Below are 15980 nucleotides of genomic sequence, written 5' to 3' on the forward strand. Positions count from 1 at the left end.
CCTAGACCCGGCCGAGCGCGAAGCCGCGCGCGATGTAGTTGCGGACGAACCAGATCACCAGCGCGCCCGGAATGATGGTGAGCACGCCGGCGGCGGCGAGCAGGCCCCAGTCCATGCCGGCCGCCGAGACCGTGCGCGTCATGATCGCCGCGATCGGTTTGGCCTGCACCGAGGTCAGCGTCCGCGCGAGCAGCAGCTCGACCCAGGAGAACATGAAGCAGAAGAAGGCGGCGACGCCGATGCCGCTTGCGATGAGCGGCACCAGGATCTTGATGAAGAAGCGCGGGAACGAATAGCCGTCGAGGAACGCGGTCTCGTCGATCTCGCGCGGCACGCCGGAGACGAAGCCTTCGAGGATCCACACCGCCAGCGGCACGTTGAAGATGCAGTGCGCGAGCGCGACCGCCCACGGCGTATCGAACAGGCCGATCGCCGAATACAGGTTAAAGAACGGCAGCGCGTAGACCGCCGCCGGCGCCATGCGGTTTGACAGCAGCCAGAAGAACAGATGCTTGTCGCCGAGGAAGCGGTAGCGCGAGAACGCATAGGCCGCCGGCAACGCCACCGCGATCGAGATGATTGTGTTGAGCACCACGTATTCGAGCGAATTGATGTAGCCCGAATACCAGCTCTCGTCGGTGAAGATGCGCTTGTAGTGCTGCAGCGTCGGCGTGTGCGGCCACAGCGTCATCGTCGAGACGATCTCGGCGTTGGTCTTGAAGCTCATGTTGACGAGCCAGTAGATCGGCAACAGCAGGAAGATCAAAAACAGCGCCATGATCAGGCGGCGGCCGGGGATCGAATGCATCACGCCGCTCCTTCCTTGGCCGGACGCTCGGAGCCGGCATTGACCATCACGGTGTAGAATACCCAGCACACGATCAGGATGATCAGATTGTAGACCAGCGACAGCGCCGCGGCCTTGCCGAGGTCGAACTGGCCGAGCGCAATCTTGACGAGCTCGATCGAGACGAAGGTCGTCGAATTGCCGGGGCCGCCGCCGGTGACCACGAACGGCTCGGTGTAGATCATGAAACTGTCCATGAAGCGCAGCAGCACCGCGATCAGCAGCACGCGGTTCATCTTCGGCAGCTGGATCGCCTTGAACACCGCCCAGCGCGAGGCGCCGTCGATCTGCGCCGCCTGGTAATAGGCGTCGGGGATCGACTTCAGCCCGGCGTAGCAGAGCAGCGCGACGAGGCTGGTCCAGTGCCAGACGTCCATCACGATGACCGTGACCCAGGCGTCGACCTCATTGGACACGTAATTGTAGTTGAGGCCGAGGTGGTTCAGCACATAGCCGAGCAGGCCGATATCGGGCCGGCCGAAGATCTGCCAGATGGTGCCGACCACGTTCCACGGAATCAGCAGCGGCAAGGCGAGGATGACGAGGCAGGCCGCGACGCTCCAGCCTTCGCGCGGCATCGACAGCGCGACGATGATGCCGAGCGGCACCTCGATCGCGAGGATCACCGCAGAGAAGAACAGGTTGCGGCCGAGCGAGGCCAGGAAGCGCCCGCCGAGATCGGTCGATGGATCGAGCAGCTCCTTGAACCAGCCGACCCCGTTCCAGAAGAACTGGTTGTTGCCGAAGGTGTCCTGCATCGAATAGTTCACGACGGTCATCAGCGGCAGCACCGCCGAGAACGCCACCACCAGGAACACCGGCAGCACCAGGAACCAGGCTTTTTGGTTGATCGTCTTGTCCATCAGGCGACCCCCTCCACCAAATGGCTGTCGGCATAGACGTGGACGTGCGCGGGATTGAAGATCAGCCCGGCGGTGTTGCCGGAGACCGAGAAGCCCGGCGGCACACGCGCGGCGAATTTGGTATCGCCGACCCGCACGCGGGCGAACTGGATGCGGCCGAGATCGTCGATCCGCTCGATGCTGGCCGACAGCAGCCCTGACGCCGGCGCCGCGACATCGACGAATTCCGGCCGCACGCCGATCTCGATCTTCTTGCCCGCAGGCAGCACACCATAGTTTCGATGCAGGCCGATGACATGGCCGTCGACCCGCGCCTCGTGACCACTGACTTCGGCGGGCACGATGTTCATGCCGGGCGAGCCGATGAAGTAGCCGACGAACGTATGCGCCGGCTTGTCGAACAATTCGGCCGGCGTGCCGCTCTGCACCACGCGGCCGTCATGCATCACGACGACGGTGTCGGCGAAGGTCAGCGCCTCGGTCTGGTCGTGGGTGACGTAGATCATCGTGAGGTCGAGCTCGCGATGCAGCGCCTTCAGCTTGGAGCGCAGCTGCCACTTCAGCTCGGGATCGATCACCGTTAGCGGTTCGTCGAACAGGACGGCCGCGACGTCGGAGCGCACCAGACCGCGGCCGAGCGAGATCTTCTGCTTGGCGTCGGCGGTGAGCCGTGTCGCCTTGCGTTTGAGATAGGGCGTGAGGTCGAGCAGATCGGCGATCTGCCTGACGCGCGCGTCGACCTCGGCCTTCGCGACGCCGCGATTCTTCAGCGGGAAGGCCAGGTTCTGGCCGACCGTCATGGTGTCGTAGATCACCGGGAACTGGAACACCTGCGCGATGTTGCGCTTCTGCGTCGACAGCGGCGTGATGTCACGGCCGTCGAACAGGATCTTTCCGCGCGACGGCGTCACGATGCCGGAGATCAGGTTGAGCAGCGTGGTCTTGCCGCAGCCGGACGGCCCGAGCAGCGCATAGGCGCCGCCCTGCCGCCAGGTCATGGTAACCGGCTTCAGCGCAAAGGATTCCTGCGGCGCGTCGTTGCCGCCGTAGGAGTGCGCGAGATCGACGAGGTCAATGCGGGCCATGAAGCATCTCCCTCACGTGCCGTTGCCGGCTGACGCGTTTGCAGCGCGCGCACTGCGATGCACGTTGCCCGAAAACGAGGTCGCGGGCGATGCGACGAGGCGGTCGGCGGCGTCGAACACGAAGATGTTGTCGGGATCGAGCGCGGCATCGAGCACCTGCCCGGGTTCATATTCGTGCACGCCGTGGAGAACCGCGACCCAGTTCGAGCCGTGGACATGGACGTGCACAAAGCTCTCCGACCCGGTGATTTCGGTCACCGTCACCGCGGCGGAAAATTTGTGGCGGCCGGCCGCGACGTTCCCGACCTCGAGCTGGTGCGCGCGGAAGCCGGTCCGGTAGCGGCCATCGGGCAGATTGGCATAGAGGCCGGCCGCGGGCGCCTGCTCGCCGCCGGCATAGATCACTTGCGCGCCTTTCTTCTCGATGCCGATGATGTTGAGCGGCGGATCGGAAAACACCTGGGCAACGCGCAGCGTGTCGGGATGGCGGTAGACCTTCGGCGTCGCGCCGGTTTGCAGCGCCTGGCCTTGCCACATGCACACCGTGTCGCCGCCGAGCAGCAGCGCTTCCGACGGTTCGGTGGTGGCATAGACGAAGATCGCGCCGGAGGCCTCGAAGATGCGCGGCAGCTCGGCGCGCAGCTCCTCGCGCAGCTTGTAGTCGAGATTGGCGAGCGGCTCGTCGAGCAGCACGAGGTCGGCGCCCTTGACCAGCGCCCGCGCGATCGCGGTGCGCTGCTGCTGGCCGCCAGAGAGTTGCAGCGGCGTGCGCTTCAGGAACGGCTCGAGCCGCAACAGGCCGGCCGCTTCCGCCACCCGCCGCTCGATCTCGGCGCGCGGCTTGCCCTGCACGCGCAGCGGCGAGGCGATGTTCTCGTAGACCGTCAGCGAGGGATAGTTGATGAACTGCTGATAGACCATCGCGACCGAACGCTGCCGCACGTCGGCGCCGGTGACGTCCTTGCCGTCGACCAACACGCGGCCGGTGGTCGGCTTGTCGAGGCCGGCGAGCAGCCGCATGATCGAGGTCTTGCCCGACAGCGTCGGCCCGAGCAGCACGCTGAGCGTGCCACGCTCCAGCGTCAGCGACACGTCGCGGATGGTCGGAATGCCATCCACGGTTCGCGTGACATTCTGCAATGTGACGCTCATGCCCGTCCTCCCGCTTCGCGGAGGGGACGTTCACCGGACACGCGGTTGGCGAGCATCCACTCGTCGAGCGCGGCGATTTCACCCGCCGTCATCCGCAAGCCCAGCTTGGATCGTCGCCAGACGACATCGTCCGCAGTCCGAGCCCATTCGTTCGCCATCAGGTACCTGACTTCGCTTTCCGTCAAGGTGGCGCCGAAGGAGCGGCCGAGATCGGCCGTCGATGTTGCATTGCCCAAGACTTTGCTGGCGCGCGTGCCATAGGCATGCGCGAGACGATTGGCGTGCGATTGCGCGAGAAACGAATAGGTGCGGATCAATTCGGCGCTCAGCGCCGCGACCGCGGATACATCCATGTCGCCGCCGGGCAGCGGCGCCTTGCCGGTCCAGCCCTCCTGCGCCTTTGTGCCGCGGAGATAAGGCGACAGCCGCTCCAGCGCCTCTTCGGAGAGGCGGCGATAGGTCGTGATCTTCCCGCCATAGATCGACAGTAGCGGCGCACCGCCGGGCGTATCGAGCTCGAACACATAGTCGCGAGTCGCGGCCTTGGCTTCGCTGGCGCCGTCGTCATAGAGCGGACGCACGCCGGAGTAATTCCAGACCACGTCCTCGGGCTTCACCGGCTTGGCGAGATACGCGCTGGCGGACGCGCAGAGATATTCGATCTCCTCCTGCGTCGCCTTCACCTTGGCCGGATCGCCGTCATAGTCGCGATCGGTGGTACCGATCAGCGAGAAGTCGCCCTGATAGGGAATGACGAAGATGATGCGGCCGTCGGCGTTCTGGAAGATGTAGGCGCGGTCGTGGTCGTAGAGCTTCGGCACCACGATGTGCGAGCCCTGCACCAGGCGCACCTTGGCGCGCGCGTTGACGCCGGCGCCCGAGGCCAGGACCTGTTCGACCCAGGGACCGCCGGCATTGACCAGCACGCGTGACTGGATCGTGTCGCGGACACCCGTGACGCTGTCCTCGACCGTGACGTGCCAGACGCCGTCGACTTGCCTGATCTCGACCGCGCGGGTGCGGGTGCGGATCTCGGCGCCGCGATCGGCGGCATCGCGCGCGGTCAGCGCAACCAGCCGGGCATCGTCGACGAAGCAGTCGGAATATTCGAAGCCCTTGGTGTAGCGGCCCGGGATCAGCGGCTTGCCGACCGCGTCGCGCGTCAGATCGACCGAGCGCGTCGCCGGCAGCAAATGCCGGCCGCCGATATGGTCGTAGAGGAAGAGGCCGAGCCGCAGCAGCCAGGCCGGACGCAGGCCGGCGTGGTGCGGCAAAACGAAACGTAGCGGCCGAATGATGTGGGGCGCGATCTGCCAGAGGATTTCGCGTTCGATCAGCGCCTCGCGCACCAAACGAAACTCGTAATATTCGAGATAGCGCAGACCGCCATGCACGAGCTTGGTCGACCAGGACGACGTCCCGCTAGCCAAGTCATTCATTTCACAGAGGAAAACAGAGTTACCCCGGCCCGCCGCATCGCGTGCGATGCCGCAACCATTAACGCCGCCTCCAATGATGGCGAGGTCGTAAATCTGGTCCAAAGAACGCTTCCCCCGGCAACCGCCTTCGCTTTGACGGTTTTACTTTCGTATTGGAGTAAATCACAACCAAAAACGAAAGCAAAGTGAAAATGGGGAACTCGGGCTGGGGATTCTTTGGGCGGAGTGCCCGTGGTCAGGGCTTTTGGAGGGATGGGACGAGCGACGCTTGGCGTGACGCCAGGCAAGGCGGTGGCGGACGGTCAGGGACGCTGTGGCGATCGTCCGACGCGCAATTCCGGCAGAGCCTTTTCGGGATCGTAGGTACGGTGAACTTCACCGCCTACCCGCTTGGCGCAAGCTCGGCTGTCGCGCACAAAGTAGACGGCGAGCAAGAGCACACCGGTCGACGCGACGAATGTGTGACCGCTGGCGAACAGGACGTAGAAGACCAACGATGCGACGAAAAGGATCGCATACCTTTGAGCGCGAAGCGGAGATAGATTCGCCCGATCGAGCGAGCCCTGTTCATCGGATCGCCCGATTGCCTGGCAGCGACGCCGACAGCACGAGAAAGAAAAGCGGAAAGAACACGAAGATCGCGACATAGGCCCAGAGGTGTCCGCCGCCGAGCGCGACTTGCAGGGCGCTATATCCCGATGATTTTCGGTGCGCCAGGAGTGCCCAGAATGCAAAGCAGAACAGCGGCATCGTGAGATACTTCCACTGCTCTCGCCAGTCGCGCAGGATGGTCGCGAGATCGCCAAGCAATGCGATCAGGAACAGGGAAAACGTGACGGCGTAGAGCGCGACCAGCGGCAGGAAGAGGTGCTCGAACCTCACCCCCGCGATTGCTTCAGCCGACATCGGGATGCCATCCGCAAACGGGCTCCCGAACGGCGGGATTGCGAACAGCCGCATGTCAAAGCCCATCGCCTGGCCAAGCCAGAACAGGACGATCGCCACCCGGCCGATTACCGACTGCGCGAGGAAGCCCCCGCTCGCGATGCGCTGACACGGCGATCCCGAAAGGAAGATCCGCGACAGTCCGTAAAGCAGTTTCCTGCCACGGCCGTTCTGCTGTTCCAGTTCCGAAAGCCAAGCCTGGCGGCTCTCGCTGCCGAGGCGAAAGATGTCGGCAGGGACGCTCTTCGATGGCGGCTGGGTCTCACCATCGAACGCACGCATGACCACAAGCGCAGAAACAGCGCCGGCCAGCGCCGTCGCGCACGCGGATGCGACGTTAAAGCCAAGGACAAACGAGACGACGCCGAACATCTCCGCCATGCCCAATGCCGTGACGATCTTGAATTGCGTGCTGACCAATGAACCGCTCCACCTCAGGCAGGCTACAACAGCGGCCGAAAGGCATCCGAAACAGGTTCGCTAAAACTTGAGAGATCAAGCGCCTTGCGCGCTGCGCAGCGCCGCGGGTGCCGCGTCGGCGGCGTTGTCGTCGAGATCGACTTGCGGCTTGTCCATCGCGACGACCACCTCGATACCGCGGCTGTGGCAGATATTGGCGAGGCCCGCAGGAAGCGGTGAATCGGTCACGAAGGTCTGGATCTGGCTCATATGGGCGATCCGCACCGGCGCGCTGCGGCGCAGCTTGGTCGAGTCCGAGACCAGCATCACGTTGCGCGCATTGGCGATGATCGCCTGCGCGACCTGCACCTCGCGATAGTCGAAGTCGAGCAGCGCGCCCTCCTCGTCGATGGCGGATGCGCCGATGATGGCGTAGTCGACCTTGAACTGGCCGATCAGCTGGGTCGCGGTGGAGCCGACCACGGCGCCGTCGGCGCGGCGCACCGTGCCGCCGGCCACCACCACCTCGATGCGCGGATGGCGGTAGAGCAGCATCGCGACGTTGAGGTTGTTGGTGATGACCAGCAGGTCCTCATGCGAGGTCAGCGCGCTCGCGACCTCTTCCGTGGTGGTGCCGATATTGATGAACAGCGAGCAGCCGTTCGGAATCCGTGCCGCCGCGGCCGCGCCGATCGCCTTCTTTTCCTCGGCGGCGACGAAGCGGCGCGCCTCGTAAGCGAGGTTCTCGACGCCCGAGGCGATGATCGCGCCGCCATGGATGCGGGTCAGCGAGCGCTGGTCGCAGAGATCGTTGAGGTCCTTGCGGATGGTCTGCACCGACACCTCGAACCGCTTGGCGAGGTCTTCGACCATGACCCGGCCGAACGCGCGCGCGATGTTGAGGATTTCAGTCTGGCGATGGGAGAGTCCGGCCACGGCGGCCCCCTTGAAACGGCGAGTCGCCCATGGTGCGACCGTTCGGCACGGAGGTCAACGTGCAGTGCCGGGTCAGGGAAGGCCTGGGCGAAGGTGGACGCTTCGCCCGGGCCATGCGCAATGACGCGAAGGCGTTCTACGATGCCATCTGCATGGATTGACCGGCGAGCAGCCGGCGCGCCGCGCGCTCGGCCTCGCGCGCATTGCGGAAGATCTGGCCTTCAAGGCGGTCAAAAAGGTGCGATGCAGCAAAGAACTGATAACCACGCGTATCGCGCACCACGATACCCGCCGTCTGCGAACTCACTTCGATCACGTAACTGTCGGACATTGTCAGCCTCGGTTTGACTTCGGCCCGACAACGGAGTCGCTGGCTGTTTGTTCCTCGATTATTTTGCGCGGCGAAGCGCCAAAAACTCCGGGTTTTTGCAATCAAACCACGCTCCGGACCCAGTTTCGACGCGTTTCCTTTCCCACCGAATCAGCGGCACTGGCGCGCGGAGGATGTCAGGTTTCGATCGTCGCGCCGTCGCGCTGAATCGGTTGCGGATGGCCCTGCTCGTCGATCGAGACATAGGTGAAATTGCCGTCGGTGACGAGGATCGACTGCTGCTCGCGGCGGCGCAGCACCCAGGCCTCGAGATGCACCGTGATCGAGGTGCGGCCGATGCGCACCAGATTGGCGTGGACGGAGACGAGATCGCCGACATTGACCGCCTTGCGGAAGTTCATCGCGTCGATCGCGACCGTCACGGTGCGCGACTTCGCCACCTTGGAGGCGAACACGCCGCCACCGAGATCCATCTGGCTGAGCAGCCAGCCGCCGAAGATGTCGCCATTGGCATTGGTGTCGGCCGGCATCGCCAGCGTGCGGATGCAGAGATCGCCCTTCGGCTCGGCGTCGTTGCTCAGCGGCGCGTGAGCGTGGGCGTCGGTCACTTGCGAGCCGGTCACTTGCGAATCGCTCACTTGAATGCCTCCCAGCCGGGATCCGGCGCAAATCGTCCGCCGAACTTGCGCATCAAGGCCTGCATGGCCGACACCACATCGTCGACGCCGCGGCTGCGCGCATAGTTGAGCGGGCCGCCGCGGAACGGGGCATAGCCGGTGCCGAAGATCATCGCGCCGTCGACCATATCGGGATTGTCGACGATGCCCTCGCGCAAGGCGGCGATGCAGACATTCGAGATCGGCAGCACCAGGCGGTCGATCATCTCATCGGTGACCCGGGGACCGGTCTCCGGCAGCGGCGCCTTTTCCGCCTTGCCGTCCTTCCAGGTGTAGAAGCCCTTGCCGGTCTTGCGGCCGAGCTCGCCTTTGGCGACTTTTTCACGCAACCATGCAGGCGTCGGCGGCAGCGTGTCGCCGAACTTCGAGCGCAGCATGTCGCCGACATCGAGGCAGATATCGAGGCCGACCTGGTCGGCGAGTTCGATCGGCCCCATCGGCATGCCGAACTCGACGGCGGCCGCGTCGATCAGGCGCTGGTCGGTCTTCTCGTCCAGCATCATCATCGCTTCCAGCATGTAGGGCGTCAGCGCGCGGTTGACGAGGAAGCCCGGCGAGCTCTTCACCGGCAGCGGCAGGCGGTCGATGGCGCCGACGAACGCGAGCGCCTCCTTGAGCATCGCCGCATCGGTGCCGTCATGGCTGACGACCTCGACGAGTTGCAGCCGCGACACCGGATTGAAGAAGTGCAGGCCGAGCAGCCGCTCCGGCCGTGCCAGCGTGGTGCGCAGATCCTGCAGCGGGATGCTCGACGTGTTGGTGGCGAGGATCGCGCCGGGCTTCATCTTCGGCTCGAGAGAGGCATAGACCTTCTGCTTCAGCTCGAGCTTTTCCGGCACCGCCTCGATGAACAGATCGGCATTGCGGACGCCGTCGCCGTCCATGTCGGGGATCAGCCGGTCGAGCGCGTCGCGCTGGTCGATCCGCTTGCGCATAATCTTGCCGAACAACTCTGACGCTCGTTTCATGGCGCCCGCGATCGGCTCGGCCTTCATGTCGACCAAGGTCACGAGCATGTCCTGGTTGGCGCACCAGGTCGCGATATCGCCGCCCATCGCGCCGGCGCCGATGACATGGACGTGCGCAACCTTGTTGCCGCTGCCGGCGAGCTTCTTCATCTGCTCTCGCAGGAAGAACACACGGATCAGGTTCTGCGCGGTCGGCGTCACCATCAGATTGGCGAACGAGGCCTTCTCCGCATTCAGCATCGCCGAGCGGTTGCCGGCGTGCTTCTCCCACAGATCGATCAGCGCATAGGGCGCCGGGTAATGCTTGCGCGGCGCGGCCTTCTCGGCCTCGCTGCGCATCCGGGAGGCGAGGAAGCCCCTGACCGGACCAAGATTGAGAATCGAGTTGAGCGCGCCCGGCCTGGCGCGCTTCAGCCGGCCGAACACCGCATCCTTCACCGCGTTGCGGACATGGCGCTCCTGGGTGACGGCGTCGACCAGGCCGAGCGCCTTGGCGCGGCGCGCGTCGATGGTCTTGCCGGTCAGCATCAAGGTCATCGCCTGCATCGGGTTGACCAGCTCGGTGAAGCGCACGGTGCCGCCAAGACCTGGATGCAGGCCGAGCATCACCTCTGGGAAACCGAACCTGGCATCGTCGATCGCGATCCGCATCTGGCAGGCCAGCGCGACCTCGAGGCCGCCGCCGAGGCAGAAGCCGTGGATGACGGCGACCGAGGGCACGCGCAGCGCCTCGAGCCGGTCGATCACCGCATGGGCGCGGCCGATCGCGGTCTCGACCGCGCTGGAATCGCTGGCGCCGCGAAACTCATTGACGTCAGCGCCGGCGATGAAGCCGCTTGGCTTGGCCGAGCGCACCACGAGACCCGTCGGCCGCTGGTTCTCCAGCGCCGCGACGATGGCATCGAGCTCCTCGAGTAGATCGGCGGACAGCGTGTTGGCGCTGGCGCCGGCGCGGTCGAACAGCAGCCAGGCGATACCGTCGTCATCGCGCGTCAGCTTGAAATTCTTGTAGGGGCTGTCGGCGGCAGGCTCCGGCCCGAGCTCGCGATCGGCGAGAAGGTCCATGATCCGTGAATCCATGATCACACCGTCTCTATCAACATCGCGCCGCCCTGCCCGCCACCGATGCATTCGGTGGCGACGCCGCGCCTGGTGCCGAGCCGCTTCATCGCATTGACCAGATGCAGCACGATGCGGTTGCCGCTGGTGCCGACCGGATGGCCGAGGCTGATCGCGCCGCCGTCGACGTTCAACTTCGCGCGGTCGATCTCGCCGGCCGCGCCATCGAGGCCAAGGATCTCGCGGCAGAATTTTTCGTCGTTCCATGCCGCGAGGCAGCCCAGCACCTGGGTGGCGAAGGCCTCGTTCAGCTCCCAGGTCTCGACATCCTGCAAGGTCAGGCTATTGCGCTTGAGCAGCGCGCTCGCCGAGAGCACCGGGCCGAGGCCCATGATCGAGGGATCGAGCGCCGACCATTGGCTGTCGAGGATGACGGCCTTCGGCGTCAGCCCGTGCTTGGCCACCGCCTTCTCGGACGCCAGGATCACCCAGGAGGCGCCGTCGGTGATCTGCGAGGAATTGCCGGCGGTGACCTGGCCCCACGGACGCTCGAACACCGGCTTCAGCTTCGCCAGGGTCTCGGGGGTCGAGTCCGGGCGGACACCGTCGTCATGGTCGAAGAACTTGCCGTCGCGGGAGAACGCGATCTCGACCTCGCCCTTGAGAAAGCCCTGCTTCTGCGCGTTGGCCAGCCGCTGATGGCTCTCGGCAGCATATGCATCGGACTGGGCGCGGGTGATGCCGAAGAGATGACCGACCTTCTCGGCGGTCTGCCCCATGTTGAGCTCGGTGATCGGGTCGGTCAGCCCGCGCTCGAGGCCGATGATCGGCTTGAAGTAGCTCGGCTTCACCTTCAGCGCCGCGGCGATCTTGGCGCCGAGCCCCTTCGCGCCGGCGAAGCCGGCAAACCAGCGCACGCCGGAATTGGGCCAGACCAGCGGCGCGTGGCTCAAGGCTTCGGCACCGCCGGCGAGGATCAGGTCGGAGATGCCCTCGCGGATGTAGCGATAGCCGGTGTCGATCGACTGCATGCCGGAGCCGCAATTGATCTGCACCGTGAAGGCGACCATCTGTTCGCCCATGCCGAGCCTGAGCGCCGCAACCCGTGCCGGGTTCATCTCGTCGGCGATCACGTTGACGCAGCCGAGGATGACCTGGTCGAAGGCGGTGGGCGCGAAAGGCTGCCGTGCCAGCAGCGGCCGACCGCATTGCACGGCAAGATCGACCGGGGTGAACGGGCCGGGACCGGAGCGCGCCTTCAGGAACGGCGTCCGGCTGCCGTCGACGATAAAGACTGGTCGCGCCATCAGCTCGCCGCCCTCTGCTCACCAAGCTCCTGGAAGAACTGATGCACGTCGGCGGATTTCTTGTAAATCGGGGACAGCGCCTCCGGCGCAAAATCATCGACCTCGATGACTTTGGCGACGGCCTCGTGGGCAGCGGCAAGCTTCTCGCCGTCGGCCTCGGTGATAACGCCCTTCTTGACCGCCTCCTTCCAGTCATGCAGACGCGCCGCGCGCAGCTGCTTAGCGGCATCCTCGGCCTCGGTGACGAGGCGGAAGGCTTTCTCCAGCCTTGCGATGCCGCCGTCATCCTCGACAAAGGCGAGGTCCGGCGTCAGGCGGTCGCGCGCCGCCGACGGCGATAGCACGAGCTGCGCGCATTGCTGCACGACGCGGTCCGTCGGGCCCGTGACGCGGGCGCCGAACGGCTGGATCAGGAATTTCAGCAGCCAAGCCATCGGGCGGTTCGGCAGATTGGCGAAGATTTCCGCAAAGCGGTTCTCGATGGTCTTGAAGCCGGATGCCATGCACCATTCGAGCGCGGGAAGATCCGCCTTCTGCCGGCCCTCGTCCTGCCAGCGTTTCAAAGCAGCGGAGAGCAAATACAGCTCGGACAGGATGTCGCCGAAGCGTGCCGAGAGCATCTCCTTGCGCTTCAGCGCGCCGCCGAGGGTGAGCAGCGCCATGTCGGCGCACAGCGCGAACGCCGACGAATAGCGCGACAGCTGGCGATAGAACTCGGTCGCATCGCCGGCATCCGGCGCCGGTGCGAACATCCCAAAACTCCAGCTGCGGCCCCAGGCGCGGAACATGGTTGCAAAGCTGTGGCCGACATGCTTCCAGAACGCGGTGTCGAACGCGGTCAGACCCTTGTCGCGGTCGGTCTCGCCGAGCGCGTTCATCTCCAGCAACAGATAGGGATGCGCGCGGATCGCGCCCTGCCCGAACACGATCAGATTGCGGGTCAGGATGTTGGCGCCCTCGACCGTGATGCCGACCGGCACCGAGCGGTAGAGCCCGCCGAGATAATTCTGCGGCCCGTCGATCACGGCTTTGCCGCCATGGATGTCCATGGCGTCATCGATCGCGATCCGCATCCGCTCGGTGGCGTGCAACTTCATGATCCCGGAGATGACGGCGGGATGATGCCCCTCGTTCAGTGCGGCGCAGGTCAGCCGCCGTGCGGCGTCGAGCAGATAGGCCGTGCCGGCGATACGCGCGAGCGGCTCCTCGATGCCTTCGAATTTCGAGATCGAGATGCCGAACTGCTCGCGGACGCGGGCATAGGCGCCGGTGGTACGCGCGGCATAGGCAGCGCCGGCCGCCGACAGCGACGGCAGCGAGATGCCGCGGCCGGCGGCAAGCGCCGTCATCAGCATCTTCCAGCCCTGACCGAGCCGTGCCTCGCCGCCGATGATGTAGTCGAGCGGGATGAAGACGTCCTTGCCCCAGTTCGGGCCGTTCTGGAACACCTGCATCGCCGGCAGATGGCGGTGGCCGATCGACACGCCCGGCAGATGGGTCGGGATCAGCGCGACGGTGATGCCGAGCTCTTCCTCGCTGCCGACGAGGTGATCGGGATCATAGGCCTTGAAGGCAAGGCCGAGCAGCGTCGCGACCGGGCCGAGCGTGATGTAGCGCTTGTGCCAGTTGAGCCTCAAGCCGAGCACCTCACGGCCTTCGAAATTGCCCTTGCAGATGATGCCGGTGTCGATCATCGAGGCGGCGTCGGAGCCTGCCTCCGGGCTGGTCAGGCCGAAGCAGGGAATGTCCTGTCCGGAGGCGAGGCGCGGCAGCCATTTGTCCTGCTGCTCCTTGGTGCCGAAGCGCATCAAGAGCTCTCCGGGCCCGAGCGAGTTCGGCACCATCACGGTGACGGCCGCGGTCAGCGAGCGCGACGAGATCTTGCGCACCACCTCGGAATGCGCGTAGGGCGAGAAGCCGAGGCCGCCGAATTCCTTCGGGATGATCATGCCGAAGAATTTTTTGGCCTTGATGAAAGCCCAGACCTCGGGCGGCAGATCGCGCCATTCCCAGTTGATCTTCCACTCGTCGAGCATCCTGCAGAGCTCGTCGACCGGACCGTGCAGGAAGGCTTGCTCTTCCTCGGTCAATCTGGCCGGCGCGAACGCCAGCAATTTCGACCAGTCGGGGTTGCCGGTGAATAGATCGGCGTCCCACCAGACGTCGCCGGCTTCCAGCGCCTCGCGCTCGGTGTCCGACATCGTCGGCAGCACGCCACGCGCCCAGGAGAAGATCGGTTTTGTCATATAGTCGCGGCGGAAGCTCATGGCGGATCCCTCATGAAACGGCGGCGCGGATGGGTGATCTTATCGGAAAGTGCCGTTCACCGGTGAACACTTCGCTTCGCAGATAAAGCGAAATTGACGCGGCCCAGGCGCCATTCTGTTAACGGCAGGCCACGGGTTCAGTTCCGAAAGCTGAGCTGCGACAATCAGGTAGCCGGGGATGGCGCAGACGCCATCCCCATGCAGGACGAGCTAGGCGGGCCCCGCTCCCTGGGTTGCGGTATAGACCGCGTAGAGCGACTGGCTTGCGGCCATGAACAGACGGTTGCGCTTGGGACCACCGAAGGTGATGTTGCCGCAGACCTCGGGCAGCCGGATGCGGCCGAGCAGCTTGCCTTCCGGCGACCACACCGTCACGCCGCTGTAACCGACCGCGCGACCGGCATTGCTCGAGCACCAGACATTGCCGTTGACGTCGCAGCGGATGCCGTCCGGTCCGCACTTCACGCCGTCGATCGTGAAATCGCTGAACCGCTTGCCGTTGGAAAGCTTGTTGTCGGCGCCGACATCGAACACGAAAACGTCGCCCTTGCCGCCGGGTCCGCTATCGCCCGGTCCCTTGCCGGTCGAGACCACGTAGAGCTTCTTGTAGTCGGGCGAGAAGCAGAGGCCGTTCGGGTCCGGCACCTGGTCCTCGCTGACCACGAGATCGACGCGGCCGGACGGGTCGATGCGGTAGCAATTGGTCGGCAGCTCGCGCTTGGCCGGGACGAAGCCCGCCGGCTGGCCGATCCGGGGATTGAGCTTGCCGGCCGGATTGCTCGGACCGCCCGCGGCATCAGGCTCGCCCTCATAGAGCTGGCCGCCATAGGGCGGATCGGTGAACCAGTAGCTGCCGTCGGGATGCGCGACGACGTCGTTCGGCGAGTTCAGCCGCTTGCCTTGATAGGAATCCGCGAGCACGGTCGCGGTGCCGTCATTCTCGTAGCGCGTCACGCGACGGGTGAGATGTTCGCAGGACAGCTGGCGGCCCTGGAAGTCGAACGAATTGCCGTTCGAGTAGTTCGACGGCGTGCGGAAGACGCTGACATGGCCGTCATCTTCCGACCAGCGCATCTGCCGGTTGTTCGGGATGTCGCTCCACAGCAGATAGCGGCCCTGCGAACTCCAGGCCGGGCCTTCCGCCCACAACAGGCCGGTATAGAGGCGCTTGATCGAGGTGTTGGGCTGGGCAAGGTCGTTGAAGGACGGATCGACCGCGATGATGTCGGGGTCCCAGAAATAGGTGGTCGGCGCACCGCGCGGACTGAAGTCGCGCGGCGGGCTGGTGATCGTCGTCGGCGGCCCGACCGGCGCGGGCGCGTTCTGGGCCAGCGCGCTGCCGATGCCCGCGACGGCGGCGGCGGAAACCGCCAGTCCCTGAACCAGCGTGCGCCGTGAAACATTCGGATCGCGTTGTTCTTCGTTCGGATCGCTCCGCTCGTGGCGTGTCATCGCATCCTCCCACTCTGTTGGCCGGCCGTTGATCCGGCCTGGCGAGTGGAGGTTAGACTGCTCTCGGAGAGGTTGCGAGTGACGGTTTTTCATCCCCGCGCGCGGAAATTTCACATTGTTGTGGTGCGGGCCGTCGTTGCGGAGCGACGTCTCTTACCGCGCCCCGCTTGCGGGGAGAGGTCGAAATTCAAGCGCAGCTTGAATTTCGGGTGAGGGGGTACAGGTCTCACGACCATCACAACTGGTGGAAGCA

The 15980-nt window shown here is 65.1% G+C and carries 14 protein-coding genes; 1 reads left to right on the forward strand and 13 read right to left on the reverse strand.

What is annotated here, in order from left to right:
* Position 1 precedes the first annotated feature (1 nt).
* From ACVMB1_RS25375 to ACVMB1_RS25405, 7 genes are all read right to left on the reverse strand, one after another.
* Positions 2-808 (reverse strand): carbohydrate ABC transporter permease, encoded by an 807-nt coding sequence (locus ACVMB1_RS25375; protein WP_028333212.1) that lies wholly within the window; start codon positions 806-808, stop codon positions 2-4.
* Positions 808-1710, reverse strand: coding sequence for a carbohydrate ABC transporter permease (locus tag ACVMB1_RS25380; protein WP_028338609.1), 903 nt, complete (start codon positions 1708-1710; stop codon positions 808-810). The genes ACVMB1_RS25375 and ACVMB1_RS25380 overlap by 1 nt, the downstream gene beginning before the upstream one ends.
* Positions 1710-2795: an ABC transporter ATP-binding protein gene (locus ACVMB1_RS25385; RefSeq protein ID WP_141340516.1), complete on the reverse strand. Its 1086-nt coding sequence runs from the start codon at positions 2793-2795 to the stop codon at positions 1710-1712. The genes ACVMB1_RS25380 and ACVMB1_RS25385 overlap by 1 nt, the downstream gene beginning before the upstream one ends.
* A 12-nt stretch (positions 2796-2807) precedes the next feature.
* Positions 2808-3947, reverse strand: a complete 1140-nt coding sequence (locus ACVMB1_RS25390) for an ABC transporter ATP-binding protein (RefSeq protein ID WP_141340515.1) — start codon at positions 3945-3947, stop codon at positions 2808-2810.
* Positions 3944-5488 (reverse strand): glycerol-3-phosphate dehydrogenase, encoded by a 1545-nt coding sequence (glpD, locus tag ACVMB1_RS25395; RefSeq protein ID WP_141340514.1) that lies wholly within the window; start codon positions 5486-5488, stop codon positions 3944-3946. Before glpD ends, ACVMB1_RS25390 begins: the two co-directional genes overlap by 4 nt.
* A gap of 465 nt (positions 5489-5953) precedes the next feature.
* The gene (locus ACVMB1_RS25400) at positions 5954-6751 is read right to left on the reverse strand and encodes a hypothetical protein (protein ID WP_141340513.1); all 798 of its coding nucleotides are present in this window, start codon (positions 6749-6751) and stop codon (positions 5954-5956) included.
* Between the two features lie 75 nt (positions 6752-6826).
* Positions 6827-7666 (reverse strand): DeoR/GlpR family DNA-binding transcription regulator, encoded by an 840-nt coding sequence (locus ACVMB1_RS25405; RefSeq protein WP_456849346.1) that lies wholly within the window; start codon positions 7664-7666, stop codon positions 6827-6829.
* A gap of 29 nt (positions 7667-7695) precedes the next feature.
* On the opposite strand from ACVMB1_RS25405, the gene ACVMB1_RS25410 reads away from it, so the two are divergent.
* Positions 7696-7827: a hypothetical protein gene (locus ACVMB1_RS25410; RefSeq protein ID WP_256521284.1), complete on the forward strand. Its 132-nt coding sequence runs from the start codon at positions 7696-7698 to the stop codon at positions 7825-7827.
* Here the strand turns inward: ACVMB1_RS25410 and ACVMB1_RS25415 are convergent.
* The 6 genes from ACVMB1_RS25415 to ACVMB1_RS25440 all read right to left on the reverse strand — a co-directional run bounded on the left by ACVMB1_RS25415 (position 7803) and on the right by ACVMB1_RS25440 (position 15727).
* Positions 7803-7997, reverse strand: a complete 195-nt coding sequence (locus tag ACVMB1_RS25415) for a hypothetical protein (protein WP_057016955.1) — start codon at positions 7995-7997, stop codon at positions 7803-7805. The genes ACVMB1_RS25410 and ACVMB1_RS25415 overlap by 25 nt on opposite strands.
* Positions 7998-8173: 176 nt before the next feature.
* Positions 8174-8635: an acyl-CoA thioesterase gene (locus ACVMB1_RS25420; protein WP_057016954.1), complete on the reverse strand. Its 462-nt coding sequence runs from the start codon at positions 8633-8635 to the stop codon at positions 8174-8176.
* Positions 8632-10722, reverse strand: coding sequence for a 3-hydroxyacyl-CoA dehydrogenase NAD-binding domain-containing protein (locus ACVMB1_RS25425; RefSeq protein ID WP_200844446.1), 2091 nt, complete (start codon positions 10720-10722; stop codon positions 8632-8634). The genes ACVMB1_RS25420 and ACVMB1_RS25425 overlap by 4 nt, the downstream gene beginning before the upstream one ends.
* Before the next feature lie 2 nt (positions 10723-10724).
* Complete coding sequence (locus ACVMB1_RS25430) at positions 10725-12008, reverse strand: acetyl-CoA C-acetyltransferase (RefSeq protein WP_141340511.1); 1284 nt, start codon at positions 12006-12008, stop codon at positions 10725-10727.
* Positions 12008-14275, reverse strand: coding sequence for an acyl-CoA dehydrogenase (locus ACVMB1_RS25435; RefSeq protein ID WP_253625560.1), 2268 nt, complete (start codon positions 14273-14275; stop codon positions 12008-12010). Before ACVMB1_RS25435 ends, ACVMB1_RS25430 begins: the two co-directional genes overlap by 1 nt.
* Positions 14276-14485: 210 nt before the next feature.
* On the reverse strand, positions 14486-15727 hold the full coding sequence (locus ACVMB1_RS25440) for an SMP-30/gluconolactonase/LRE family protein (RefSeq protein WP_141340509.1): 1242 nt from the start codon (positions 15725-15727) through the stop codon (positions 14486-14488).
* Positions 15728-15980: the final 253 nt, after the last annotated feature.

This window comes from Bradyrhizobium sp. USDA 4504, from assembly GCF_054063995.1.

Coding starts and splice junctions, on each gene's coding strand:
- ACVMB1_RS25375 (WP_028333212.1), bottom strand. CDS start 808: ATGCATTCGATCCCCGGCCGCCGCCTGATCATGGCGCTGTTTTTGATC.
- ACVMB1_RS25380 (WP_028338609.1), bottom strand. CDS start 1,710: ATGGACAAGACGATCAACCAAAAAGCCTGGTTCCTGGTGCTGCCGGTG.
- ACVMB1_RS25385 (WP_141340516.1), bottom strand. CDS start 2,795: ATGGCCCGCATTGACCTCGTCGATCTCGCGCACTCCTACGGCGGCAAC.
- ACVMB1_RS25390 (WP_141340515.1), bottom strand. CDS start 3,947: ATGAGCGTCACATTGCAGAATGTCACGCGAACCGTGGATGGCATTCCG.
- ACVMB1_RS25410 (WP_256521284.1), top strand. CDS start 7,696: ATGGTGCGACCGTTCGGCACGGAGGTCAACGTGCAGTGCCGGGTCAGG.
- ACVMB1_RS25415 (WP_057016955.1), bottom strand. CDS start 7,997: ATGTCCGACAGTTACGTGATCGAAGTGAGTTCGCAGACGGCGGGTATC.
- ACVMB1_RS25425 (WP_200844446.1), bottom strand. CDS start 10,722: ATGGATTCACGGATCATGGACCTTCTCGCCGATCGCGAGCTCGGGCCG.
- ACVMB1_RS25430 (WP_141340511.1), bottom strand. CDS start 12,008: ATGGCGCGACCAGTCTTTATCGTCGACGGCAGCCGGACGCCGTTCCTG.
- ACVMB1_RS25435 (WP_253625560.1), bottom strand. CDS start 14,275: ATGAGCTTCCGCCGCGACTATATGACAAAACCGATCTTCTCCTGGGCG.
- ACVMB1_RS25440 (WP_141340509.1), bottom strand. CDS start 15,727: ATGACACGCCACGAGCGGAGCGATCCGAACGAAGAACAACGCGATCCG.